This window comes from Pseudomonas sp. PMCC200344, assembly GCF_030053095.1.
GTDB classification, from domain to species: domain Bacteria; phylum Pseudomonadota; class Gammaproteobacteria; order Pseudomonadales; family Pseudomonadaceae; genus Aquipseudomonas; species Aquipseudomonas svalbardensis.
Genome location: NZ_CP125618.1, coordinates 5,022,561 through 5,049,231 on the forward strand (window position 1 = coordinate 5,022,561; position 26,671 = coordinate 5,049,231).

A 26,671-nucleotide genomic window follows, 5' to 3' on the forward strand; every position below is an offset into this window, starting at 1 on the left:
GATTGCATTTCAAGTCGGGTTGGATTGTTCCAATGCCACACCCGCCCCCATCAATCCGGAGTACGGCGCCGTCACCAGCCACACAGGGATGCCTTTGAAGTAATCACTCATGCAGCCCTTGTCGGCAAAGCACCGGGCAAAGCCGCTTTCGATGAAGAAATCGGCGAACCGCGGAATCACCCCGCCCACGATGTACACGCCACCCCGTCCGCCCGTGGTCAGCACGTTGTTGCCGGCCACACGACCCAGCCAGCAGCAGAACTGCTCAAGCACTTCCAGGGCAATCGGATCACCGGCCAGACCGGCTGCAGTAATCGACTCGGGGGAGTCCAGCACGGGTTCATGACCGTCCACCGCACAAATCGCCCGATAGACTCGTGGCAAGCCGCTGCCACTCAACGCTGTTTCAGCGCTGACATGACCGATCTCATTGAAGATGTGCTGCCACAGTTGAGTTTCCCGCGGACTGCTCAGTGGCAAATCGACGTGACCGCCCTCCCCCGGCAACGCGGCAAACCGCCCTTCACCGAGATCGAGCAACGTGCCGACACCGAGGCCAGTGCCTGGACCAATCACCACCGCCGGCCGCAACGGTTCCGGCGTGCCTTCGCAGACCACCCGAAACTCGTCCGGCTGCAAACGGGTCATGCCCAGCGCCATCGCCGAGAAGTCGTTGACCAGCAGCAGTTGATCCACCTGCAAGCTCTTGCAGAAACCCTTGCGGCTGAGTCGCCAGTGATTGTTGGTGAACTTGAATTCATCGCCGCTCACCGGGCCGGCCACCGACAGGCACACCGAACCGATCGAACCCGATTCCAGGCCAAGCCCGCTCAGGTAGAGGGCAATCGCCTCTTCCGGGCTGGCGTGGTCGGCCGTTGCCAGCACCTGGACCGATTCCAGTTGCTGGTTTTTCCACAACGCGAAACGTGCGTTGGTCCCACCGATGTCACCGACCAAAGCCAGTTTCAATTAAGCGTCTCCAGGGCAGAAGTAAAGGCGCTGGCGCCCTGCTCTGCGGAGCTGAAGGCCATGCGCATGAAACCAAACAGTTCGCGACCGCTGCCGATGTTATTGCCCAACAGGCCTTTGGCAGGTTCGCGCGCTGCGAATTCTTCGGCGTCCACCTTAAGCTCCAGAGTGCCTTTGACGCCATCGACGCGGATGATATCGCCCTCTTGCACCCGCGCCAAAGCGCCGCCCACATAGGCTTCGGGGCTGACGTGAATCGCCGCCGGAATTTTCCCCGAGGCGCCGGACATGCGCCCGTCGGTGACCAGCGCCACTTTGAAACCGCGATCTTGCAGAACGCCGAGGAACGGCGTCATCTTGTGCAGCTCCGGCATGCCGTTGGAACGCGGGCCCTGGAAGCGCATCACGGCGACAAAATCCTTCTCCAACAAACCGGCCTTGAACGCATCGGCCAGATCCTGCTGATCCTGGAACACCATGGCCGGTGCTTCGACGACCTGGTTTTCCAACGCAACGGCGGACACTTTCATGACACCGCGGCCGAGGTTGCCTTCCATCACCCGCAAGCCGCCCTCTGGTGAGAACGCACGCGCGACTGGACGCAGGATGGTTTCGTCGAGGCTTTCGATCGGGCCTTCGCGCCAGACCAGTTCGCCGTTTTCGAGGAACGGTTCCATGGTGTAGCGGCTCAGGCCATGGCCCAGCACCGTGTTGACGTTTTCGTGCAGTAGCCCGGCTTCCAGCAGTTCACGGATCAGGAACGACATGCCGCCCGCGGCCTGGAAGTGGTTGATGTCAGCTTTGCCGTTCGGGTAGACGTGGCTCAGGGTCGGCACCACCTCGGAGAGGTCGGCCATGTCTTGCCAGGTCAGTTGAATGCCCGCCGCCATGGCAATCGCCGGCATGTGCAAGGTGTGGTTGGTCGAACCGCCGGTGGCGTGCAAGGCCACGATGGAGTTGACCAGCGAACGTTCGTCGACGATTTCGCCGATCGGCATGAAGTCGCCGCTCTGCTTGGTCAGACGCGTGACCTGATGCGCCGCTTCGCGGGTCAGGGCATCACGCAACGGGGTGTTCGGGTTGACGAAAGAGGCGCCCGGCAAGTGCAGACCCATGACTTCCATCAGCAACTGATTGGTGTTGGCGGTGCCGTAAAAGGTGCAGGTGCCCGGGCTGTGGTAGGACTTCATCTCCGATTCCAGCAGCTCTTCGCGGCTGGCCTTGCCTTCGGCATAGCGTTGGCGCACGTCGGCTTTCTGCTTGTTGGAAATGCCCGAGACCATCGGCCCGCCCGGCACGAAGATCGTCGGCAGATGACCGAAACGCAACGCGCCCATCATCAGGCCCGGCACGATCTTGTCGCAGATGCCGAGCATCAGCGCGCCGTCGAACATGTTGTGGGACAGCGCCACGGCGGTGGACAGCGCAATCACTTCGCGGCTCGGCAGGCTCAGTTCCATGCCCGGTTCGCCCTGGGTCACGCCATCGCACATGGCCGGGGTGCCACCGGCGAACTGGCCGACGGAGCCGATTTCGCGCAGGGCCTTTTTGATCTGTTCAGGAAAGACTTCGTACGGCTGGTGCGCCGAGAGCATGTCGTTATAGGACGAAACAATCGCAATGTTCGCGGAGTTCATCATCCGCAGACTGTTCTTGTCGTCGGTGCCGCAACCGGCCACGCCATGGGCGAAGTTGGCGCATTGCAGCTTGCCGCGCATGGGACCGTCGCTGGCAGCACCACGAATCAGTGCAAGGTAAGCCTCACGCGTGGCGCGGCTGCGGGCGATAAGCCGTTCGGTGACCTCAAGGACGCGGGGATGCATGTTTAGAACTCCAGGCTAACGGATGTGGCGACCTGATTGTCTATGCTGAACAAGGACCGCTGTGATTGGGATGACAGACGGTTTTCTTGATCGGTCGGACCAGTTGATTCAGGTCACTCGTTGTAGATTGAACAAAATATTGCCATTAAAAAGGCTTGTTTTCTATTTTTATGCGAATAATCTTGTAATTCCAACAACAAAACGACGGCGGCCCTGTTAAATGACTCTTCGAATCGCAATCAATGGTTTTGGCCGAATTGGCCGTAACGTCCTGCGCGCACTGTATACCCAAGGTTATCGCCAGGATCTGCAGATCGTTGCCATCAATGACCTTGGCGACAGCGCGATGAACGCTCATCTGCTCAAGTACGACACTGTTCACGGCACGTTCGATGCCGATGTGCAGCACGATCAGGAAAGCCTGACCGTCAACGGCGACCGTATTTCAGTCAGCGCCATTCGCAACCCGGCCGAGCTGCCGTGGGCTGCCGAGCAGATCGACGTCGTATTCGAATGCACCGGTTTGTTCACCGACCGCGCCAAAGCCGCCGCGCATATTACGGCCGGCGCACGCAAAGTGATCATCTCGGCCCCGGCCAAAGGCGCCGACGCCACGGTGGTGTATGGCGTTAACCACGACATTCTGCGCCAATCGCACCAGATCATTTCCAATGCTTCGTGCACCACCAACTGCCTGGCCCCGGTGGCCCAGGTGTTGCACCGCGAGCTGGGTATCGAAAGCGGTCTGATGACCACGATCCACGCCTACACCAACGATCAGCACCTGACCGACGTCTATCATGTCGATCCGTATCGTGCGCGTTCGGCCACCCAGAACATGATCCCGAGCAAAACCGGCGCGGCTGAAGCGGTCGGTCTGGTGCTGCCGGAACTGGCGGGCAAACTGACCGGCATGTCGGTACGCGTGCCGGTGATCAACGTATCGCTGGTGGACCTGACCGTGCAACTCAAACGCGAAGCGTCGGCCGATGAAGTGAACGCGCTGCTGAAAGAAGCCAGCCAGCACTCGAAGATTCTCGGTTACAACACCCTGCCGCTGGTCTCCAGCGACTTCAACCACAACCCGCTGTCGTCGATCTTTGACGCCAACCACACCAAGTCCAGCGGCAAGCTGCTCAAGGTGCTGGCCTGGTACGACAACGAATGGGGCTTCTCCAACCGCATGCTCGATAACTGCCTGGCGCTGTGCAACGCTGAATAGCCCGCCGTGAAAAAGCAGGAGCAGCACCGATGATCGGTATCAGCTTTACGCAAAAGACCATGGCAGCGCGCAAGCGTATTGCCTTGGTCGCCCATGACCACTGCAAAGTGTTTTTGCTGGACTGGGCGGAGCGGCAGAAAGACAGGCTCGCACAGCATGAACTGGTCGCCACCGGCACCACCGGGTTGTTGTTGCAACAACGCCTGGATTTGCCTGTAGAGAGCATGATCAGCGGTCCGTTGGGCGGCGACCAGCAACTCGGCGCGCGAATCGCCGAGCAGCGGGTCGACATGCTGGTGTTCTTCTGGGACCCGTTCGAACCACAGCCGCACGACCCGGACATCAAGGCGTTACTGCGAGTCGCGGCGGTCTGGAACATTCCGGTGGCCTGCAACGAATGCAGCGCCGACTACCTGCTCAGCAGCCCGATGATGGAGCAGGCGCACGAACATCGGATCCCCGATTACGCGACCTACCTGCTGGGCCGCGCGTAGCCTTTCGAAAATCAGCTTCACAAATCAATACTTGACCACTCGAGCGGATGATAAGCATTATCATTCGCTCGAAATGGATCAGGTCCTCCCGTGAGTCAATCTCGCTTCAATCACGTCTTCATCGCCCAGCGAGTTTCTCTGCTGCGCACATTGGAGCGGATGGTCAACAATCACAGTACCGCCGAAGACCTCCTGCAGGAGACCTACCTGCGAGTGACCCGGGCGCTCAGTGAGCGGGCCATCGATCACCTTGAACCGTTCGTTTTCCAGACCGCCCGCAACCTGGCGCTGGACCATTTGCGTGCGCGGCGCATCCAGTCCCGCACGATGCTCGACGACGTGCCGCTGGACGTGGTGGAAAGCGTCGCCGCCCCTGCCAGCAGTGCCGAAGACGCCGCCCATGCCGAACAATTGCTTGAGCGTTTGAACGTGAGCCTCAATGAGCTCAGCGCCCGCCAGCAGCAGATTTTCATCCTCAGCCGTCTGCACGGGCACAGCTATCTGGAGATCGCCGAGAAGCTCGGCGTGTCATTGAGCACCGTGCAAAAGGAGCTGAAACTGATCATGGCGATCTGTGTAGGCGTGGCCGAACGGTTAAACGGCGACTGAATCTGTAGGTTAATTCTCTATGTGTGAGGATGACCTGCACTGACTATCGGGCTTTGCTACCCTTGCCCCACTTTCAAGCTTCACTAAAAAAACAGCCGTGCCAAGACACTGCCGAGGAAACACCGTGACGGACACGCTTCCAGTGCCTCCCCCCGCCCCCCCTGCGCCCTCCGCGGCGCGGGACCCCGCAAGTGCGATGGACCAGGCCCTGGACTGGCTGATCGTGCTGGACAGTCCGAGCGAGGAACAAACCCGACAGTTTCACGAATGGCTGGCCGCCCATCCGTTGCATGCCGAGGCGTTCGCCAAGGCTCAGGCGATCTGGGAAGGCCCGCAGGTCGTGCAATGCGCGCAAAGCCTGGCCGCCCGGCCGCCGAAAGTGACCGTCCTGTCGCGCCTGCGCCCGCACTGGAAACCCTTGGCCACCGCCGCCGTGCTGATCCTCGGTTTGTTCAGTTTCAGCAATCTGCCGATTCGCCTGCAGGCTGATCACCTGACCGTGGTCGGTGAACGCCAGCGGCTGCAACTGGAGGACGGCTCGAAGGTCCTGCTCAATACCAACTCGGCCTTCTCCAGCACCATCAACGATCAACAGCGCGTTGCCCGTTTGTATCAGGGCGAGGCATTTTTCGAGGTGGCGGCCAATCGCGGCCAGCCGCTGGAAATCGACGCCGGGCCGGTCAAGGCCAGTGTTCGGGACACCGCCTTTGCGGTGCGTTATCTGGACGGCGTGGCACAGGTTCGAGTGCAGCGTGGGGATGTCGACTTGCGAGCGACCCGCGACGACGCGCGAATTCGATTGTCCGCCGGAGAAAGCATTCGCATCGGCCCCAACGGTTTCGATCGCCCCGCCAAACTCGATGCCGCGACCGACCTGGCGTGGGTCCAGGGCCGACTGGTGTTCGAAAACTGCCCGCTGAGCCAGGTGCTGGCGGAGTTGCGTCGTTACTACCCAGGCTGGATCATCAATAACAACGAACAGTTGGCCGACATCGCCGTCACCGGCAATTACCGCCTCGACCAGCCGTTGGACGTGGTCCGCTCGCTGGCCCACATCACCTCGGCGCGACTCCAGGAATTCCCGGCGCTGGTGATTTTGAACTAAATGAGAATTATTTTTACTCGATAGCCAAGCCCCGTACGTCTCGTTATAGCCAATGCAATTGATTCGCATCTGCGGATGCCGATCAGCACCTATAAAGATTCGTGCGACACGGAGCGCTATCGATGTCCTCTCGCCTTACCCGCCAACCTTCTTCACCTTCTCGCGTGCTGTCGCTGCTGACCGCCGCCATCCTGATGGCCGGCAGCGCGCAGCTCTGCGCCGCCACCGCTGCAGAGCAACCGACTCGCAACATGGGCGATTACGCGTTCGCCATCCCTCAGCAGTCGCTGGTCTCGGCACTCAATGCCTTTACCGCCGTGACCGGTTGGCAGGTCGGCTTGCCGGCAGAACTGGCTGAAGGCGTGGCCTCGCCGGGCGTACGGGGTTCGTTGCCACCGGAAAAAGCCCTCGATCGCCTGTTGGTGGGGACCAACCTGAGCTATCGCAAACTGGGCACCAACAACATCGTGCTGGAGAAACGCAGCAACAGCAGCGCGCTCAACCTGGACCAGGTGACCATCAGCGCCACCCGCCAGGAACAGGACGTGAACAGCGTGCCGAGCACCGTCACCGTCCACACCCGCGAAGCGCTGGACCGCAACAACGTGAATAACATCAAAGATCTGGTGCGCTACGAGCCCGGTGTTTCGGTGGGCGGTGCCGGTCAACGCGCCGGCCTCACTGGCTACAACATCCGCGGTATCGACGGCGACCGCGTACTGACCCAGGTCGACGGTGTGCAGGTGCCCGACAGCTTCTTCAACGGCCCTTACGCGCAGACCAACCGCAACTACGTCGACCCCGAGATCGTCAAGCGCGTGGAGATTCTGCGCGGCCCGGCGTCCGTGCTCTACGGCAGCAACGCCATTGGCGGCGCGGTCAGCTACTACACCCTGGACCCGGACGACATCATCAAACCGGGCAAGGATGTCGGCGCGCGCCTGAAAACCGGCTACAGCTCGGCCGATGACAGCTGGTTGACCTCCGGTACCGTGGCCGGTCGCACCGGCGACTTCGACGGCCTGTTGCACTTGAGTCAGCGCAATGGTCATGAAACAGAGTCCTACGGCGAAACCGGCGGAACCGGCCTGAACCGCACCGAGGCCAACCCTGAGGACGTGCGCACCACCAACGTGCTGGCCAAACTGGGCTGGGACTACGCCGACGATGCGCGCTTCGGCCTGACTTACGAGCACTACAAGGATGACCGCGACACCAATCAACTGAGCGCAGTGGGCGGCCCATTTAACGCAGGACGCGGTTTCGGCTTCTATAAATCCCGTACCGGCAACGACACCGTCACCCGCGAACGCTTCGGTCTGGAACACAGCTTCGGCCTGGACAGCGTCCTGGCTGACAACATCAAGTGGACGCTGAACTACCAGATCGCCAAGACTGACCAGAGCACCGAAGAAATCTACGCGCCGTCGCGCACGGTGCTGCGCAACCGCGAAACCACCTACAAGGATCGCCAATGGGTGTTCGATGCCCAGGCTGACAAGTCGTTCGCCATCGCCGATACCGACCACCGCGTCACCTATGGCACGACCATCAAACAGGACAAAGTCACCGGCCTGCGCACCGGTAGCGGCACCTGCCTGACCGTGGCCGGCGCTTGCCGGGTCATCGGTGCTGCCAGCGCCGCCGACACCCTGAAACCGGCCAGCGACTTCCCGGACCCGACCATCAACAGCTACAGCCTGTTCGCCCAGGATCAGATCAGCTGGGGCAACTGGACGTTCCTGCCCGGAGCACGCTACGACTACACCGAACTCAAGCCGCACATCACGGACGAATTCCTGGTCACCGCCGACCAGAGCGGCAACGGCGTGGTGAGTGACAAGACGAAGACCTGGCATCGTCTGTCGCCAAAATTCGGCACCACCTATAGCTTCAACGACAACTACACCTGGTATGGCCAGTACGCCGAAGGCTTCCGCACACCGACCGCCAAGGCGCTGTACGGTCGCTTTGAAAACCTGGCCGGCGGCTATCAGGTCGCACCCAATCCCGACCTGGAACCGGAAAAGAGCAAGAGCTATGAAACCGGCCTGCGCGGCCAGTTCGAGGCAGGCACTTTCGATGTGGCGGTGTTCTACAACAAATACCGCGACTTCATCGACGAAAACGCCATCACGCCCGGCTACACCGAGACCACCTTCCAGAGCAACAACATCGCGCACGCCAGCATCAAAGGCGTGGAGCTCAAGGGTCGCTTGAACCTGGACAGCTTCGGCGCCCCGACCGGTCTCTACACCCAAGGCTCGGTGGCGTACCTGTATGGCCGTAACGATGACAGCGGCCAGCCGCTGAACAGCATCAACCCGCTGACTGGCGTGTTCGGCCTGGGTTACGACCAGGACAACTACGGCGCCCTGTTGAGCTGGACACTGGTCAAGCGCAAGACCCGCGTCGACAGCACCAGCTTCAAAACCCCGGACGGCACCAGCACCCAGTTCAAGACCCCGGGCTATGGCGTGCTTGACCTGGCCGGCTTCTACAAGGTGACCGACGACGTAACCGTCAACGCCGGTTTGTACAACCTGACCAACAAGAAGTACTGGCAGTGGGACGACGTGCGCGGTTACGACAGCGTCGGCGAAGCCTCGGTCACTCAACCGGCCAACCTCGACCGCCTGACTCAACCGGGTCGCAACTTCGCGATCAATCTGGTCTGGGATATCTGACCCTGCCACCTCACTGCGCTGCTTTTAGAAGTGGCGCAGTGAGGTTTTTTTTACTGTCAGGCGCCTGCTTATTCGTCTCGTTACCAAGCGCCTCTTCTTCTCAAGGACTTCTCATGACCACTCAGGACACTGCTCAACGCCCTGCTCTGCGTTCGCAACGTTTGAACCAGATCACAAACGAGCCTCACACCAAGCTTGATGCCTTGGTCAAAGCCCACGCACCGTTTGAAACCCAGGCCAACTTCGCGCGTTTCATGGTGGCTCAGTATTTGTTTCAGTCGGAACTGGTGTCGCTGTACAACGATGCCGAATTGACCGCCATCGTCCCGAACCTGCCAGCTCGCTGCCGTGCTGAAGCAGCCAAGGCGGATCTGGCGGACCTGGAAACTGAAGTTCCAGCGCCAGTCGCCGGTGCGGTGAAGAACCCAACCAAAGCCGAGGCGCTGGGTTGGCTGTTCGTGTCAGAAGGTTCAAAACTTGGCGCGGCGTTCCTGATCAAGCGTGCCGTAGGTCTTGGGTTAAGCGAAACCTTCGGTGCTCGTCATCTCGCTGAACCGGCCGGTGGCCGCGCTGAGGGCTGGAAGAGCTTCGTCAAAACCCTCGACGGGCTGGAACTCAGCGCACAAGAAGAAGCCGAGTTGGATAAAGGCGCTATCGACGCGTTCAACCGCTTCACCGTATTACTGGAACAGGCCTACGCCTCCACCCCCGAACTCGCCTGAAGAAATACATCCCCCTGTGGGAGCGAGCCTGCTCGCGAAGGCGGAGTACCAGTCAACATCTTGATTGGATGTGACATCGCCTTCGCGAGCAGGCTCGCTCCCACAAGGAATTGAGTAAGTCTGCTAGATCCTGATCTAACCTCAATTACCATCCGTGAGCCCTATGCCTCACCTTTCCGCCTCGAAACTCGCCCGTCAGCTGTTTGGTTTACTCGCCTACATCAGCCTCGGCATCGGCCTGATCGCCATCGTCGTACCCGGCCTGCCGACCACCGAGTTCATCCTGCTGGCCGCCTGGGCCGCGACCAAAAGTTCGCCGCGCCTGAGTGCCTGGCTGGAAAACCATCGGCTGTTCGGTTCCATCCTGCGTAACTGGCGAAACGGCAAAATCATCGCCCGCCGAGCCAAGGTCAGCGCCACCGCCAGCATGCTGCTGTGCGCCGGGTTGATGCTGGTGATGCTCGATCATGGATGGCCGATTTACCTGGCCATCGCCGGCATGAGCCTGGGTAATGTGTGGATCTGGTCACGGCCGGAAACGTTGCCGACAATCTCCTGAATTTCTGTCATTTTCAGGGCATTTTCCTGCGCAAACGTTCAACCATTACCGTTCGTCGGTTTTGCGTTCATGTAACCTCCGCCCACGCCGATGTGCATTAAATGGCGCTGAATGGACTTGGCGAACCGGGTCGATCCCGACTCACAGCCAACACCTCATCCATTCGCGAGCTCGTCCTATGTTCGACTCTCTCTCCATCCGCCTGAAAATCGTCCTGCTGTCCGGTCTGTGCCTGCTGGGCGTGGTCGTCCTGATCGTCGGCATGAACATCTACCAGACCGATCAGAACGATGAACTGGTTAGCGCCTCCAGCAGCAAGATGCTCACCGCCAGCGTGCAGAACCTGCTCCAGGCCAAGGCCGCCGAGCAAGCGGTACGGGTGCAGAAGACCTTCGGTGAAAGCCTGCTGGTGGTGACCGCCCTGGCCGATCAGATCGAGGACATGCGCAACATGGCGAGCAAGCGCTCCCTTGACGCCGGCACCCTGCGTGAAGAGTTGAACCAGAGCCTGAAAACCGCCTTCGAGCGCAACAGCAAAGTGCTCGGCATCTGGCTGGCGTTCGAGCCCAATGGCCTCGACGGCAAGGACAGCGAATTCGCCAACGATGCGGCTCGCCAGTCCAACGAAGCCGGTCGTTTCGCCAGCTACTGGAGCCGTGCCGGCGGTGTCGGGATCAACACGATCATGCTCGAAGACGACATGACCAAAACCACCTTGAGCCTCAGCGGCACACCCTATAACAGCTGGTACACCTGCCCTCGCGACAGCAAGCGTACCTGCCTGCTCGACCCCTATGCCGACACCGTCGCCGGCAAGGAAATGCTGATGACCACCATTTCCGTACCGCTGCTGGTAGATGGTAAATCCATCGGTGTGGTGGGTGTGGACATTGCCCTCGACGCGCTGCAAGCGGCGGCTGTCGACTCCCAACGCGATCTGTTCAACAGCGCCGGGCACATGCTGATCGTCTCGGGCAGCGGCGTACTCGCCGGTTACAGCGTCGACGCGAGCAAGGTCGGCAAAAGCATCGGGGACACCCTGGGTGCAGACGGCAAGGACGTTCTGCAATTGCTCAGCGCTGGCACGCCGAAAATTATCGAACAGGGCGACCTGATCCGTGCGGTGTACCCGGTCAGTCCGATTGCCGAGTCCAAGGCCTGGGGCGTGGTGATCGACCTGCCGAAACAAGTGTTGCTGGCCGACTCGGTAAAGTTGCAAGCCGTACTCGACGACGCCCAGCAAAGCGGCACGATCAAAGCGGTGCTAGTCGCTGTCATTGCCGGTCTGGTCGGACTGTTGCTGATCTGGCTGACGGCGTCCGGCGTGACCCGGCCGATCAACAGCGTGGCCGAAATGCTCAAGGCGATTGCCAGCGGCGACGGCGATCTGACGCAGCGTCTGCACTACAGCAAGAAAGACGAACTGGGCGAACTGGTGAGCTGGTTCAACCGTTTCCTCGACAAGTTGCAACCGACCATCGCGCAGATCAAACAAAGCATCACCGATGCGCGCGGTACCGCCGACCAGTCTTCTGAAATCGCCCGTCAGACCAGCGAAGGCATGCAGGTGCAATTCCGCGAAATCGACCAGGTCGCCACCGCGTCCAACGAAATGAGCGCCACCGCCCACGACGTCGCCAACAGTGCCTCGAACGCGGCGAACGCGGCCAAGGGTGCCGACCAGTCGGCCCGCGACGGCATGCAGATCATCGAACGCAGCACCCGCGACATCAATCAACTGGCCGACGAAGTCAGCAAGGCCGTGACCGAAGTCGAAGCATTGGCGGTCAACAGCGAGCAGATCGGTTCGGTGCTGGAAGTGATCCGTAGCATCGCCGAACAAACCAACCTGCTGGCGCTCAACGCGGCGATTGAAGCGGCGCGTGCCGGCGAGAGCGGTCGCGGGTTTGCGGTGGTCGCCGATGAAGTGCGCAACCTGGCCAAACGCACCCAGGACTCGGTGGAAGAAATCCGCATCGTCATCGAGCGCATCCAGACTGGCACTCGCGGCGTGGTGGCCACCATGCATTCGAGCCAAACCCAGGCTCATAGCAACGCCGGGCAGATCCAGCAAGCGGTGCAGGCCTTGAGCAAAATCAGCGACGCGGTGACGGTCATCAGCGACATGAACCTGCAAATCGCCAGCGCCGCCGAACAGCAAAGCGCCGTGGCCGAAGAGGTCAACCGCAACGTCTCGGCGATCCGCACCGTCACCGAAACCCTGACCGGCCAGGCCACCGAATCGGCACAGATCAGCAGCCATCTCAACTCGCTGACCACCCACCAGATGAAATTGATGGATCAGTTTCGGGTTTAAACAGGCGCCACCGAACAATGTGGGAGCAGGCTTGCTCGCGAAAGCGGTACATCAGCCAACATCAATGTTGAATGTAAAACCGCCTTCACGAGCAAGCCCGCTCCCACAGGTTTCATCCGGCCTGTCATCTAATTTGATCTATGCTCGGGCTCTCGTTCCGGAGGGCCTTCGATGACTGATTTACTCACGTCCATTCAAGCCGCACTCGGCTTGCCTCACACCCAGGTCAAGTTCACCTCGAACGGCGCCCTGCCCTCGGCGTTTGCTGTCACCGACCTGGCGTGCGCCAGCATTGCCGCCGCCGGCCAGGCTGCCAGCGAATGGCTGCAGCAACAAACCGGTCGCTTACCCAGCCTTGAGATCGACCGCCGCCTGGCCTCTTTCTGGTTTGCCACTTCGATCCGCCCGATAGGCTGGAGCGTCCCGCCGCTGTGGGATCCGGTCGCCGGTGACTACGCGGCCAAAGATGGATGGATCCGCCTGCACACCAACGCGCCCCATCACCGCGCCGCTGCCGAAACTGTTCTGGGCTCCTGTGCCGACCGTGCAGCGATGGCGAGCAAGGTTGCTCAATGGGTCAAAAGTGATCTGGAGCAGGCCGTAGTCGATGCCGGTGGCTGCGCCGCCGAGATGCGTACCTGGGCGCAATGGCAGGCCCATCCCCAAGGTCAGGCCGTGAACGCCGAGCCGCTGATTCAGTTCGCCGCCAACAGCAGCCAGAACGCCAAACCGTGGCAAGGCTCGGTGGCGCAACCGCTGGCCGGGATCAAGGTACTGGATTTGACCCGCGTACTCGCCGGACCTGTCGCCAGCCGCTTCCTCGCAGGGCTTGGCGCCGACGTTTTGCGAATCGACTCACCAACCTGGAACGAACCGGGCGTGGTGCCGGAAGTCACCCTGGGCAAACGCTGCGCGCGCCTGGACCTGCACGACAAGACTGATCGCGCGGTGTTCGAAAGCCTGCTCAAGGACGCTGACATTCTGCTCCACGGCTACCGCGCCGACGCACTGGAACGCCTGGGTTACGGTGTCGCCGAACGCCAGAAACTGGCGCCCGGCCTGATCGACGTCAACCTCAATGCCTACGGTTGGAGCGGCCCGTGGCAGAACCGCCGCGGCTTCGACAGCCTGGTGCAAATGAGCAGCGGAATCGCCGACGCCGGCATGCGATGGAAGAACGCGGATAAGCCGACGCCACTGCCGGTGCAGGCGCTGGATCATGCGACCGGGTATTTGATGGCGGCTGCGGCGATCACGTTGCTGGGGCGTGGCGGGTCGGCCCGGTTGTCGCTGGCGCGGACGGCGAAGTTGTTGATTGAACAGGGCGCAGGTTCACACGAACCGCTACGGGCAGAGGATGAAAACGATCAGGGCATGTTGGTTGAGCAGACAACCTGGGGACCGGCGCATCGACTTCATGTGCCACTGAAAATCACCGGAACTCCGATGCAGTGGGCACTTCCTGCCGGGGAATTGGGTTCCCATCGCGCACAGTGGTGGTGACTTTTCGGACGCCTTCGCGGGCAAGCCCGCACAGGTTTAGCGTCGTGCTCATTACCGGCATCCGACACAAAAACTGTGGGAGCGGGCTTGCCCGCGAAGAGGCCCGAAAGTCAGCAAAAATATCGGATCAGCTCAGTCTGGCCGACTCAACGAAGTCCACAGCAACTGCGCCGCATGCCCTCGACAAGGCCGCCACGCCTCTGCCCGCGCCTCGGGGAACACATGAGTGGTGCCGAACACATCGAGCGCCAAAGGCTGCCCATAAAAGACGAACGCCAGGGTCAGCATGCCGACGACGGTGATCGCCCAACCCTTTAACTAAATAGTCAAACGGTAATAATGTTTATTGATTAATGGGCCATTAACGTAATTTTATTTATAGCCCGTGCTTCTATCACACGCGTTCTCAATAGCAGTTTTGTGTGTCTAACTTAATAATTCAATTCTCAACTACACGCAAACAAGAAAATTTGCGAAAACTCAAAAACAAACTAGCTTCAAAACTCCATGCGATAGGCATTATTTCTGTTTGATCTGGCCGAGGCCTTTGGATAGGGCTTTCGAGCAGTACCGTTATGTCCGGTAAAAGTTCATAAGTCTTTCATTAACAATGGAATGTGCCTATGCATTGATCCATGTCAGATGAGTGAATAACTAACAGAATTATTCTGTTGTCTCTCTTCTCCTGCATTGGAGTCATGCAATGTCTGAATCCCCCGGAAAACTGAAACTCGGTGCACTTGTTGCGCTGGTGGTCGGTTCAATGATTGGTGGCGGGATCTTCTCTTTGCCGCAGAACATGGCCGCCAGTGCCGACGTCGGCGCGGTGTTGATCGGTTGGGCGATCACCGCCATAGGCATGCTGACGCTGGCCTTCGTGTTCCAAACCCTGGCCAATCGCAAGCCTGATCTGGACGGCGGGGTCTACGCCTACGCCAAAGCCGGTTTCGGCGACTACATGGGTTTCTCGTCCGCCTGGGGTTACTGGATCAGTGCCTGGCTGGGCAACGTCGGTTACTTCGTTTTGCTCTTCAGCACCCTCGGTTACTTTTTCCCTATTTTTGGCGAGGGCAATACTGTCGCCGCCGTTATTGGCGCTTCGGTGCTGCTCTGGGCCGTGCATTTCCTGGTGCTGCGCGGGATCAAGGAAGCGGCGTTCATCAACCTGGTGACCACCGTCGCCAAGATCGTGCCGCTGGTCCTGTTTGTGCTGATCGCGATTTTCGCCTTCAAGCTGGACATCTTCACCGCTGACATCTGGGGCGTGAAAAACCCGGACCTGGGTAGCGTGATGAACCAGGTGCGCAACATGATGCTGGTCACCGTCTGGGTGTTCATCGGCATCGAAGGCGCGAGCATTTTCTCGGCCCGTGCGGAAAAACGCAGCGACGTCGGTAAAGCCACGGTGATCGGCTTCATCACCGTGCTGCTGTTTCTGGTGCTGGTGAATGTGCTGTCGCTGGGCATCATGACTCAACCGGAACTGGCCAAACTGCAAAACCCTTCGATGGCCGCGGTGCTGGAGCACGTGGTCGGTCATTGGGGCGCGGTGCTGATCAGCGTTGGCCTGATCATCTCGCTGCTCGGCGCGTTGCTGTCGTGGGTGTTGCTGTGCGCAGAGATCATGTTCGCCGCCGCCAAGGACCACACCATGCCGGCCTTCCTGCGCAAAGAAAACGCCAACCATGTGCCGGTCAATGCGCTGTGGCTGACCAACGCAATGGTCCAGCTGTTCCTCATCATCACACTGTTTTCCGCCAGCACTTACCTGTCGCTGATCTACCTCGCCACCTCGATGATTCTGGTGCCATATCTGTGGTCGGCGGCCTACGCGCTGCTGCTGGCGGTGCGCGGAGAGAGCTATGAAAACGCTGCCGCCGAACGCAGCAAGGACCTGTTCATCGGCGCCGTTGCCTTGATTTACGCGGTCTGGCTGATCTATGCCGGTGGCGTCAAATACCTGCTGCTCTCCGCCCTGCTCTATGCCCCCGGCGCGATCTTGTTCGCCAAGGCCAAGCTTGAAGTCAACAAACCGGTTTTCACCAACGTCGAGAAGCTGATTTTCGCCGCAGTCGTCGCAGGCGCCCTGGTGGCGGCCTACGGGCTGTATGACGGCTTTCTGACCCTGTAACACCTGATTGTTTTGTCATCTGGAGGATCACTGTAATGACCACGGAAAAAGTTAAGTACGGCGTACATTCCGAAGCCGGCAAACTGCGCAAAGTCATGGTTTGCTCCCCCGGTCTGGCCCACCAGCGGCTGACCCCGAACAACTGCGATGAACTGCTTTTCGATGATGTGCTGTGGGTTGCCCAGGCCAAGCGTGACCATTTCGACTTCGTCAACAAAATGCGTGAACGCAACATCGACGTGCTGGAAATGCACAACCTGCTGACCGACATCGTCGCGATCCCCGAAGCGCTGGACTGGATTCTGGAACGCAAGGTCACCGCCAATTCGGTCGGCCTCGGCCTGATCAATGAAGTCGGTTCGTGGCTGCGCAGCCTGGAGCCGCGCAAGATTGCCGAGTTCCTGATTGGCGGTGTCTCTGCCGATGACCTGCCGGACAGCTTCGGTGGCAAGACCATCCAGATGTTCCGCGACTTCCTCGGCCACTCCAGCTTCATTCTGCCGCCGCTGCCCAACACCCAGTTCACCCGCGACACCACCTCTTGGATCTACGGTGGCGTGACGCTGAACCCGATGTACTGGCCGGCGCGCCGCCAGGAAACCTTGCTGGCCAGCGCCATTTACAAATTCCATCCGCAGTTCACCAACGCCGACTTTGAAATCTGGTACGGCGACCCGGATCAGGAACACGGCAGCGCCACCCTCGAAGGCGGCGACGTGATGCCAATCGGTAATGGCGTGGTGTTGATCGGTATGGGCGAACGCTCGTCCCGTCAGGCCATCGGCCAACTGGCGCTGAACCTGTTCAAGAACAAAGCCGTGGAAAAAATTATCGTCGCAGGCCTGCCGAAGTCCCGCGCGGCGATGCACCTGGACACCGTGTTCAGCTTCTGCGACCGCGACCTGGTCACCATCTTCCCCGAAGTGGTGAACCAGATCGTCGCCTTCACCCTGCGCCCTGACGAAGGCAAACCGGGCGGCATCGACATCCGCCGCGAGGAAACCAACCTCCTCGACACCGTGGCCCAGGCACTCAACCTCAAAGCCTTGCGCGTGGTGGAAACCGGCGGCAACAGCTTCGCCGCCGAACGCGAGCAGTGGGACGACGGCAACAACGTGGTCGCCGTGGAGCCCGGCGTGGTGATCGGTTATGACCGCAACACCTACACCAACACCCTGCTGCGCAAGGCCGGCGTGGAAGTCATCACCATCAGCGCCGGTGAACTGGGACGCGGGCGTGGCGGCGGCCACTGCATGACCTGCCCGATCATTCGCGACCCTATCGACTATTAATTCTGGTGCCCGGCTTCACGCTTACAACGCGTGAAGCAGGCGGATAACCGAAACTTAAGGAGATCCACATCATGGCTTTCAACATGCGTAACCGCAGCCTGCTCTCGCTGATGCACCACACCACTCGCGAGCTGAATTACCTGCTGGACCTGTCCCGCGACCTCAAGCGCGCCAAATACACCGGCACCGAGCGTGCGCACCTGCAAGGCAAAAATATCGCGCTGATTTTCGAAAAGACCTCGACCCGCACCCGTTGCGCGTTCGAAGTGGCGGCTCATGACCAGGGCGCCCATGTCACCTATATCGACCCGGTGTCGTCGCAGATCGGCCACAAGGAAAGCATGAAAGACACCGCCCGCGTGCTCGGGCGGATGTTCGACGCTATCGAGTACCGTGGCTTCGAACAGGAGATCGTCGAAGAGCTGGCCAAGTTCGCCGGCGTGCCGGTGTTCAACGGCCTGACCGCTGAATTCCACCCTACGCAAATGATCGCCGATGTGCTGACCATGCGCGAACACAGCGACAAACCGCTGCATGACATCAGCTACGCCTACCTCGGCGACGCCCGCTACAACATGGGCAACTCGCTGCTGATGATTGGCGCCAAACTGGGCATGGACGTGCGCATCGCCGCACCGAAAGCGTTGTGGCCGCATCAGGATTTCATTGATCAGTGCAAGGGCTTCGCCGAAGAAAGCGGCGCACGTATCACCATCACTGAAGACCCGAAAGAAGCGGTCAAGGGCGTGGACTTCATCCACACCGATATCTGGGTGTCGATGGGTGAACCGGTGGAAGCGTGGGACGAGCGCATCGAGCAACTGCTGCCGTACCAGGTCAACGCGAAAATGATGAAAGCCTCGGGCAACCCGCGGGTGAAGTTCATGCACTGCCTGCCGGCGTTCCACAACAGCGAAACCAAGGTCGGCAAGGACATCGCCGCGCGGTATCCGCACCTGGCCAATGGCGTCGAAGTGACTGAAGAAGTCTTCGAATCGCCGGCCAACATCGCCTTCGAGCAAGCGGAAAACCGCATGCACACCATCAAGGCGATCCTGGTGTCGGCGTTGGCGGATATCTAAAGGCTCACCCGGCGGCCCCCTGTAGGTGCCGCCCCGGGCCATCCGTAATTTCTCTGCTTAGAAGGACTGCATTATGCGTATCGTCGTTGCTCTGGGCGGTAACGCCCTGCTCCGCCGTGGTGAACCGATGACCGCGGACAACCAGCGGGCCAACATCCGGATCGCCACCGAACAAATCGCCAAAATTTATGCCGGCAATGAACTGGTGATCGCCCACGGTAATGGCCCCCAGGTTGGCCTGCTGTCACTGCAAGCGGCGGCGTACACTTCGGTTTCGCCTTACCCGCTGGACGTGCTTGGTGCCGAAACTGAAGGCATGATCGGCTACATCATCGAACAGGAACTGGGCAATCTGCTGGACTTCGAGGTGCCCTTCGCCACACTCCTGACCCAGGTCGAAGTCGACGCCAATGACCCGGCGTTCCAGAATCCGACCAAACCCATCGGCCCGGTCTACGCCAAGGCCGAAGCGGAAAAACTCGCCGCCGAAAAAGGCTGGGCGATTGCCCCGGACGGTGACAAATTCCGCCGCGTAGTGGCCAGCCCGAGACCGAAACGCATCTTCGAAATCCGCCCGATCAAGTGGCTGCTGGAAAAAGGCAGCATCGTGATTTGCGCCGGCGGTGGCGGCATCCCGACGGTGTATGGCGCCCACGGCAAGCTGCAAGGCGTGGAAGCGGTGATCGACAAAGACCTGTGCTCAGCGCTGCTGGCCGAACAGCTCGAGAGCGATCTGCTGGTGATTGCCACCGACGTCCGCGCGGCCTTCATCGATTTCGGCAAACCGACCCAGAAAGCCATCGCCCAGGCTCACCCGGACGATATGGAAAAACTCGGCTTCGCCGCCGGCTCCATGGGGCCGAAGGTTCAAGCCGCCTGCGAGTTCGCGCGCCACACTGGAAAAGTCGCGGTGATCGGTTCACTCTCGGACATCGAAGCGATCATCCAGGGCAAGGCCGGCACGCGGATCAGCACGGCGACACCTGGCATAACTTATTTATAAGGAGAGAAGTCAATGGCAACGTTCGAGCCCGGTCACTTGCACATCGAGCGCCACGCGCTGAACAAGGATGATGTCAGCTACGACCTGCTTCTCGACTATGAAGTCGTCCAGGACCCCAAAGAGGGCAAAGGGATGCAGTTCATATTGCATGGTTCGATCGAGGGTAAAGACGTGAAGGAAACGTTCTTCCTCCCCAAGGACCAGGCCTACAACTTTGCTAGCAACATCACAAAAATTCTTGAAAAGAACGGCATTCCCAAAACGCACAGCAGCCTCGGTTCAAATCATAAATTCTACGACCTGATGTTTGAGGACGTACGGGTGCAACTGGACATGAAATCCGGCGATCCGGTCAAGCCCGAACACCTGGAATAACTCACTCACCTCTGTAGGAGCCGGCTTGCCGGCTCCTACAGGTGACGCTTCCATCACTGGATTTCACCAACCACCCTGCTCCAAGGCATACTTGCCACCCTCCGCACGTCAGATTGAAAACCGCCCCATGCGTATCCACGTCAGCTTCATCGACCGCGTCGGCATTACCCAGGAAGTCCTGGCCTTGCTCGGTGGGCGCAATCTCAATCTGGATGCGGTGGAAATGGTCCCGCCCAACGTCTATATCGATGCCCCGACGCTGAGCCCGGAAGTCCTCGAAGAGCTGCGCGATGCGCTGTTCAGTGTGCGCGGCGTGCAAGCGGTGACGGTGGTCGACATTCTTCCTGGTCAGCGTCGGCATCTGCAGCTTGATGCGTTGCTCGCGGCCATGACCGATCCGGTCCTGGCGCTGGACAGTGCCGGCAAGGTACTGCTGGCCAACCCGGCATTGATTGCGTTGTACGGTCGCGAGCCTGACGGCGAAAGCATCGCCGACCTGTTCGCCGACCCGGCACTGCTCGAAGCCCTGCTGGAAAACGGCTTCCGCCTGCCGTTGCGGGAAGTCACCGTCAACGGCCAGACGTTGCTGCTGGACGCCACACCGATTACCGACGCCGGCGCCCTGCTGACCCTGTATCAACCGAACCGCATCGGCGAACGCCTCTCGGCGCTGCACCACGACCATGCCGAAGGTTTCGATGCGCTGCTCGGTGAGTCCCCGGCGATTCGGACCCTCAAGGCCCGCGCCCAGCGCGTTGCGGCCCTCGATGCGCCCTTGCTGATCCAGGGCGAAACCGGCACCGGCAAAGAACTGGTGGCGCGTGCCTGCCACGCCATCAGCGCTCGGCACAGTTCGCCATTTTTGGCGCTGAACTGCGCGGCATTGCCGGAGAACCTCGCCGAAAGCGAACTGTTCGGCTACGCCCCCGGCGCCTTCACCGGCGCCCAGCGTGGTGGCAAACCCGGGCTGATGGAACTGGCCAACCAGGGCACGGTGTTTCTCGATGAGATCGGCGAGATGTCGCCGTATTTGCAGGCGAAATTGCTGCGCTTCTTGAACGATGGCAGCTTCCGCCGGGTGGGTGGGGATCGTGAGGTGAAGGTCAACGTGCGGATCCTGAGCGCCACGCACCGCGACCTGGAAAAAATGGTCAGCGAGGGTTCGTTCCGCGAAGACCTCTTCTATCGCCTCAACGTCCTCAACGTGGAAGTCCCGCCGCTGCGCGAACGCGGCCAGGACATCCTGCTGCTGGCCCGCTACTTCATGCAGCAGGCTTGCGCGCAGATCCAGCGCCCGGTCTGTCGCCTGGCGCCCGGCACCTATCCGGCCCTGCTGGGCAATCGCTGGCCGGGCAACGTGCGGCAATTGCAGAACGTGATCTTCCGCGCCGCCGCCATTTGCGAAAGCAGCCTGGTCGACATTGGCGACCTCGATATCGCCGGCACCTCCGTGGCGCGTCAGAGCGACAGCGACGTCGACAGCCTCGAACAGGCCATGGAAGAGTTCGAAAAAACCCTGCTGGAAAAGCTCTACGTCAGCTACCCCTCGACCCGCCAACTGGCCAGCCGCCTGCAAACCTCTCACACGGCGATTGCCCATCGATTGCGCAAGTACGGCATTCCCGGCAAGCCGTAACGCGCCGATTTCATCAACCCCACAGGTTTTGTGCCCAGCCTGAAAATCTGCTTAAAAACGACCTCCATCTGTACTGAAAGCGCTACAGCGGAACGATATCGATACACTCTCATTCGATCACCGCTGTGCAAGGCTTTGATCCCACTACGCTTTTTTCTTTGCTTCCGGCTGTAGCGATTTCGCTACAGGCATTCAATTCGCTCGCGCCTCAAAAACTCACAACATACTGATTTATAAGAACTTATTAACATTGGCCGAGATTTTGCTTAGTAACCACGCATAAAGCAGGGCTTTGCCCAGCATTCAATCGCGTCCACCAGACGAGTCTGGCCCCTTAGGAGTTTCCATGAGCGAGTTGCGTTTTACTGAAGATCACGAATGGCTGCGCACCGAAGCTGACGGCACTGTCACAGTCGGCATCACCGCTTTCGCACAGAACGCCCTGGGCGACGTGGTTTTCGTACAACTGCCTGAGCTGCAGTCCTACGACAAAGGCGCTGAAGCCGCCACCGTGGAATCGGTAAAAGCCGCCAGCGGCGTGTACATGCCGCTGGACGGTGAAGTGCTGGAAGTGAACCCGGCGCTGGACAGCAGCCCTGAACTGGTCAACGAAGATCCGCTGGGCGAAGGCTGGTTCTTCCGCTTCCAGCCAACCGATGCATCGGCTGTCGCCAAACTGCTGGATCAAGACGCTTACGACCGTCTGATCAAAGCCAACGCCGAAGCCTGAGGAGCGCTGACATGACTCAAGTAAGCCTGACCACTGCCAACGAATTCATCGCCCGCCACATCGGCCCGCGTGCCGGCGACGAGCAAGCCATGCTCAATAGCCTCGGCTTCGACTCGCTGGAAGCCCTGAGCGCCAGCGTCATCCCCGACAGCATCAAGGGCACCAGCGTCCTCGGTCTGGAAGACGGCCTGAGCGAAGCCGACGCCCTGGCCTTGATCAAGTCCATCGCAGGCAAAAACCAACTGTTCAAGACCTACATCGGCCAGGGCTACTACGGCACCCACACGCCGTCGCCGATCCTGCGCAACCTGCTAGAAAATCCGGCCTGGTACACCGCGTACACCCCGTACCAACCGGAAATTTCCCAGGGCCGTCTCGAGGCGCTGCTGAACTTCCAGACCCTGATCAGCGACCTGACCGGCCTGCCGATCGCCAACGCCTCGCTGCTGGATGAAGCCACCGCCGCCGCCGAAGCCATGACCTTCTGCAAACGCCTGAGCAAGAACAAGGGCAGCCACGCGTTCTTCGCTTCCGTGCATTGCCACCCGCAAACCCTCGACGTGCTGCGCACCCGGGCAGAGCCGCTGGGCATCGACGTGGTGGTTGGCGACGAGCGTGAACTGAGCGACGTGTCGCCGTTCTTCGGCGCCCTGCTGCAATACCCGGCGAGCAACGGTGACGTCTTCGATTACCGCGAACTGACCGAACGCTTCCACGCCGCCAACGCTTTGGTAGCGGTCGCCGCCGACCTGCTGGCCCTGACCGTGTTGACCCCGCCGGGCGAGTTCGGTGCCGACGTGGCCATCGGCAGCGCGCAACGCTTCGGCGTGCCGCTGGGCTTCGGTGGTCCGCACGCGGCGTATTTCTCCACCAAGGATGCGTTCAAGCGTGACATGCCGGGCCGTCTGGTCGGCGTCTCGGTGGACCGTTTCGGCAAGCCGGCCCTGCGCCTGGCGATGCAGACCCGCGAGCAACATATCCGCCGCGAGAAGGCCACCAGCAACATCTGCACCGCGCAAGTGCTGCTGGCCAACATCGCCAGCATGTACGCCGTGTACCACGGCCCGAAAGGCCTGACGCAGATTGCCAATCGCGTGCATCACCTGACCGCGATCCTGGCCCAAGGCTTGAGCGCCCTTGGTTTGCAAGTTGAACAAACCAGCTTCTTCGACACCCTGACCCTGAACACCGGCGCTAACACCGCCAAGCTGCACGACCAGGCGCGTGCTCAGCAGATCAACCTGCGCGTGGTCGATGGTGAACGTCTGGGCCTGTCCCTCGACGAAACCACTTCGCAAGCTGACGTGGAAACCCTGTGGGCCCTGCTGGGCGACGGCAAAACCCTGCCAGACTTCGCGGCATTGGCTGCAACCGTCCAAAGCACGATCCCGGCCACGCTGCTGCGCCAGTCACCAATCCTCAGCCACCCGGTGTTCAACCGTTACCACTCGGAAACCGAGCTGATGCGCTACCTGCGCAAGCTCGCCGACAAGGACCTGGCCCTGGATCGCACCATGATCCCGCTGGGTTCCTGCACCATGAAACTCAACGCCGCCAGCGAAATGATCCCGGTGACCTGGGCCGAATTCGGCGCCCTGCACCCGTTCGCCCCGGCCGAGCAAAGCGCCGGCTACCAGCAGCTGACCGACGAACTGGAAGCCATGCTCTGCGCCGCCACCGGTTACGACGCGATCTCGCTGCAACCGAACGCCGGTTCGCAAGGTGAATACGCCGGCCTGCTGGCGATTCGCGCCTATCACCAGAGCCGTGGCGAAGACCGTCGCGACATCTGCCTGATCCCCTCGTCCGCCCACGGCACCAACCCGGCCACCGCCAACATGGCCGGCATGCGCGTGGTCGTCACCGCCTGCGATGCCCGTGGCAACGTCGACATCGAAGACCTGCGCGCCAAGGCCATCGAGCACCGCGAGCATCTCGCGGCATTGATGATCACCTACCCGTCGACCCACGGCGTGTTCGAAGAAGGCATCCGCGAAATCTGCGGCATCATTCATGACCACGGCGGCCAGGTGTACATCGACGGCGCCAACATGAACGCGATGGTCGGCCTCTGCGCCCCGGGCAAGTTCGGCGGCGACGTCTCGCACCTGAACCTGCACAAAACCTTCTGCATCCCGCACGGCGGTGGCGGCCCGGGCGTTGGCCCGATTGGCGTGAAGTCGCACCTGACCCCGTTCCTGCCGGGTCACGCGCAGATGGCACGCAAGGAAGGCGCGGTCTGCGCCGCACCGTTCGGCAGCGCGAGCATTTTGCCGATCACCTGGATGTACATTCGGATGATGGGTGGCGCCGGTCTCAAGCGTGCCTCGCAACTGGCGATCCTCAATGCCAACTACATTTCCCGTCGCCTCGAAGAGCACTACCCGGTGCTGTACACCGGCAGCAACGGCCTGGTGGCGCACGAATGCATCCTCGATTTGCGCCCACTGAAAGACAGCAGCGGCATCAGCGTCGATGACGTCGCCAAGCGCCTGATCGACTTCGGCTTCCACGCCCCGACCATGTCGTTCCCGGTCGCCGGCACGCTGATGATCGAGCCGACCGAAAGCGAATCCAAGGAAGAACTGGACCGCTTCTGCGACGCCATGATCCGCATCCGCGAAGAAATCCGCGCAGTGGAAAACGGCACCCTGGACAAGGACGACAACCCGCTGAAGAACGCGCCGCACACCGCCGCGGAAATCGTCGGCGAGTGGACGCATCCGTACAGCCGTGAGCAAGCGGTGTATCCGGTTGCGTCGCTGATCGAAGGCAAGTACTGGCCACCGGTCGGTCGCGTCGACAACGTGTTTGGCGACCGCAACCTGATCTGCGCCTGCCCGTCGATCGAAAGCTACGCTTAAACCAAAGGGGGGCGGGTTCACTCGCCCCCTGTAGGAGCAAAGCTTGCTCGCGATAGCCGTTACACGGTCTATCTGATGAACCGCGTCATCGCTCATCGCGAGCAAGCTTTGCTCCTACGGGTTCGCGCTGCATCTATAACAAGAAACCGGAGAACAACCATGTCGTTAAGCGTGTTCGACCTGTTCAAGATTGGCATCGGCCCCTCCAGCTCACACACCGTCGGCCCGATGCGTGCTGCGGCACGTTTCGCCGAAGGTTTGCGCCGTGAAGGGCTGCTGGCAGCGACCACCCGCGTCAAAGTCGAGCTCTACGGATCACTCGGCGCCACCGGTAAAGGCCATGGCAGCGACAAGGCTGTGTTGCTCGGTCTGGAAGGCGAACACCCGGACACCGTGAACACCGAAACCGTCGCCGCCCGTCTGCAAGAGATTCGTGGCAATGGTCGCTTGAACCTGCTCGGCGAACACAGCATTGCGTTCAATGAGAAAGAACATTTGGCGATGATCCGCAAACCGTTGGCCTATCACCCTAACGGCATGATCTTTCGCGCCTTCGATGCCGCGGGCATACAAATCCGCAGCCGCGAGTACTACTCGGTCGGTGGCGGTTTTGTGGTCGATGAAGACGCCGCCGGCGCCGACCGTATCGTCGAAGACGCCACGCCACTGACCTTCCCGTTCAAAAGCGCCAAGGACTTGCTCGGTCACTGCGCCACCTACGGCTTGTCCATCAGCCAGGTGATGCTGACCAACGAAAGTGCCTGGCGCCCGGAAGCGGAAACCCGCGCCGGCCTGTTGAAAATCTGGCAAGTGATGCAGGACTGCGTCGACGCCGGTTGTCGTAACGAGGGCATCCTGCCGGGTGGCTTGAAGGTCAAACGTCGGGCGGCCGCCCTGCATCGGCAACTGTGCAAAAACCCGGAGTCTTCACTGCGCGATCCGCTGTCGGTGCTGGACTGGGTCAACCTCTACGCACTGGCCGTCAATGAAGAAAACGCCAACGGCGGGCGCGTGGTGACGGCTCCCACTAACGGTGCGGCAGGGATCGTCCCCGCTGTTTTGCATTACTACATGCGCTTCATCCCCGGCGCCAACGAAGACGGCGTCGTGCGGTTTCTGCTGACGGCGGCCGCGATCGGCATTCTCTATAAAGAAAACGCCTCGATCTCCGGCGCTGAAGTCGGCTGTCAGGGTGAAGTCGGCGTGGCCTGTTCCATGGCCGCCGGCGCCCTGTGTGAAGTCCTCGGCGGCACCGTGCAGCAAGTGGAAAACGCCGCCGAAATCGGCATGGAACACAACCTCGGCCTGACCTGCGACCCGATTGGCGGGCTGGTGCAAGTGCCTTGCATCGAGCGCAACGCCATGGGCTCGGTGAAAGCCATCAACGCGGTACGCATGGCCCTGCGTGGCGACGGTCAACACTTCGTCTCCCTCGACAAGGTCATCCGCACCATGCGCCAGACCGGCGCAGACATGAAAAGCAAATACAAGGAAACCGCCCGTGGCGGTTTGGCGGTCAACATTATCGAGTGCTGATGTTTACGCGCA

The 26,671-nt window shown here is 60.5% G+C and carries 20 protein-coding genes; 18 read left to right on the plus strand and 2 right to left on the minus strand.

The features are described from left to right. Window positions 1–9: 9 nt before the first annotated feature. Both QFW87_RS23035 and edd read right to left on the minus strand, forming a co-directional pair. The gene (locus QFW87_RS23035; RefSeq protein ID WP_283188958.1) at window positions 10–969 is read right to left on the minus strand and encodes a glucokinase; all 960 of its coding nucleotides are present in this window, start codon (window positions 967–969) and stop codon (window positions 10–12) included. Next, a complete protein-coding gene (gene edd, locus QFW87_RS23040) occupies window positions 966–2,792 on the minus strand; it encodes a phosphogluconate dehydratase (protein WP_008155848.1) in 1,827 nt (608 codons plus the stop codon). Before edd ends, QFW87_RS23035 begins: the two co-directional genes overlap by 4 nt. A gap of 220 nt (window positions 2,793–3,012) precedes the next feature. On the opposite strand from edd, the gene gap reads away from it, so the two are divergent. The 18 genes from gap (at window position 3,013) to QFW87_RS23130 (ending at window position 26,659) form a co-directional block, all read left to right on the plus strand. Next, window positions 3,013–4,014, plus strand: a complete 1,002-nt coding sequence (gap, locus tag QFW87_RS23045) for a type I glyceraldehyde-3-phosphate dehydrogenase (RefSeq protein ID WP_056744970.1) — start codon at window positions 3,013–3,015, stop codon at window positions 4,012–4,014. 29 nt (window positions 4,015–4,043) lie between these two features. After that, window positions 4,044–4,508, plus strand: coding sequence for a methylglyoxal synthase (locus QFW87_RS23050; protein WP_008155845.1), 465 nt, complete (start codon window positions 4,044–4,046; stop codon window positions 4,506–4,508). A gap of 90 nt (window positions 4,509–4,598) precedes the next feature. After that, window positions 4,599–5,117 carry a sigma-70 family RNA polymerase sigma factor gene (locus QFW87_RS23055; RefSeq protein ID WP_283188959.1) on the plus strand — a complete coding sequence of 173 codons (519 nt, stop codon included), beginning with the start codon at window positions 4,599–4,601 and terminating at the stop codon, window positions 5,115–5,117. A 124-nt stretch (window positions 5,118–5,241) separates the two neighbouring features. Further along, window positions 5,242–6,222, plus strand: coding sequence for a FecR domain-containing protein (locus QFW87_RS23060; RefSeq protein ID WP_283188960.1), 981 nt, complete (start codon window positions 5,242–5,244; stop codon window positions 6,220–6,222). 122 nt (window positions 6,223–6,344) lie between these two features. Further along, the gene (locus QFW87_RS23065; RefSeq protein WP_283188961.1) at window positions 6,345–8,909 is read left to right on the plus strand and encodes a TonB-dependent receptor; all 2,565 of its coding nucleotides are present in this window, start codon (window positions 6,345–6,347) and stop codon (window positions 8,907–8,909) included. 113 nt (window positions 8,910–9,022) lie between these two features. Further along, a complete protein-coding gene (locus QFW87_RS23070; protein ID WP_283188962.1) occupies window positions 9,023–9,631 on the plus strand; it encodes a biliverdin-producing heme oxygenase in 609 nt (202 codons plus the stop codon). Window positions 9,632–9,794: 163 nt separating this feature from the next. Beyond that, a complete protein-coding gene (locus QFW87_RS23075; protein WP_283181426.1) occupies window positions 9,795–10,190 on the plus strand; it encodes a YbaN family protein in 396 nt (131 codons plus the stop codon). Between the two features lie 178 nt (window positions 10,191–10,368). Continuing rightward, complete coding sequence (locus QFW87_RS23080) at window positions 10,369–12,507, plus strand: methyl-accepting chemotaxis protein (RefSeq protein WP_283188963.1); 2,139 nt, start codon at window positions 10,369–10,371, stop codon at window positions 12,505–12,507. Between the two features lie 171 nt (window positions 12,508–12,678). After that, window positions 12,679–14,010 (plus strand): CoA transferase, encoded by a 1,332-nt coding sequence (locus QFW87_RS23085; RefSeq protein ID WP_283181428.1) that lies wholly within the window; start codon window positions 12,679–12,681, stop codon window positions 14,008–14,010. Between the two features lie 703 nt (window positions 14,011–14,713). Further along, window positions 14,714–16,141, plus strand: coding sequence for an arginine-ornithine antiporter (arcD, locus tag QFW87_RS23090; RefSeq protein WP_283181429.1), 1,428 nt, complete (start codon window positions 14,714–14,716; stop codon window positions 16,139–16,141). A gap of 35 nt (window positions 16,142–16,176) precedes the next feature. Beyond that, the gene (gene arcA, locus QFW87_RS23095; RefSeq protein ID WP_283181430.1) at window positions 16,177–17,433 is read left to right on the plus strand and encodes an arginine deiminase; all 1,257 of its coding nucleotides are present in this window, start codon (window positions 16,177–16,179) and stop codon (window positions 17,431–17,433) included. 71 nt (window positions 17,434–17,504) lie between these two features. Next, window positions 17,505–18,515: an ornithine carbamoyltransferase gene (locus tag QFW87_RS23100; RefSeq protein ID WP_283181431.1), complete on the plus strand. Its 1,011-nt coding sequence runs from the start codon at window positions 17,505–17,507 to the stop codon at window positions 18,513–18,515. 73 nt (window positions 18,516–18,588) lie between these two features. Further along, window positions 18,589–19,518: a carbamate kinase gene (arcC, locus tag QFW87_RS23105; RefSeq protein ID WP_283188964.1), complete on the plus strand. Its 930-nt coding sequence runs from the start codon at window positions 18,589–18,591 to the stop codon at window positions 19,516–19,518. A 12-nt stretch (window positions 19,519–19,530) separates the two neighbouring features. Continuing rightward, window positions 19,531–19,893, plus strand: coding sequence for a DUF5064 family protein (locus QFW87_RS23110; protein ID WP_283181433.1), 363 nt, complete (start codon window positions 19,531–19,533; stop codon window positions 19,891–19,893). Between the two features lie 127 nt (window positions 19,894–20,020). Further along, window positions 20,021–21,529 (plus strand): sigma-54-dependent transcriptional regulator, encoded by a 1,509-nt coding sequence (locus QFW87_RS23115; RefSeq protein WP_283181434.1) that lies wholly within the window; start codon window positions 20,021–20,023, stop codon window positions 21,527–21,529. A gap of 346 nt (window positions 21,530–21,875) precedes the next feature. Continuing rightward, window positions 21,876–22,259, plus strand: coding sequence for a glycine cleavage system protein GcvH (gcvH, locus tag QFW87_RS23120; RefSeq protein ID WP_007949423.1), 384 nt, complete (start codon window positions 21,876–21,878; stop codon window positions 22,257–22,259). Between the two features lie 11 nt (window positions 22,260–22,270). Then, a complete protein-coding gene (gene gcvP / locus QFW87_RS23125; RefSeq protein WP_283188965.1) occupies window positions 22,271–25,123 on the plus strand; it encodes an aminomethyl-transferring glycine dehydrogenase in 2,853 nt (950 codons plus the stop codon). 159 nt (window positions 25,124–25,282) lie between these two features. Then, on the plus strand, window positions 25,283–26,659 hold the full coding sequence (locus QFW87_RS23130) for an L-serine ammonia-lyase (RefSeq protein ID WP_283181436.1): 1,377 nt from the start codon (window positions 25,283–25,285) through the stop codon (window positions 26,657–26,659). Window positions 26,660–26,671: the final 12 nt, after the last annotated feature.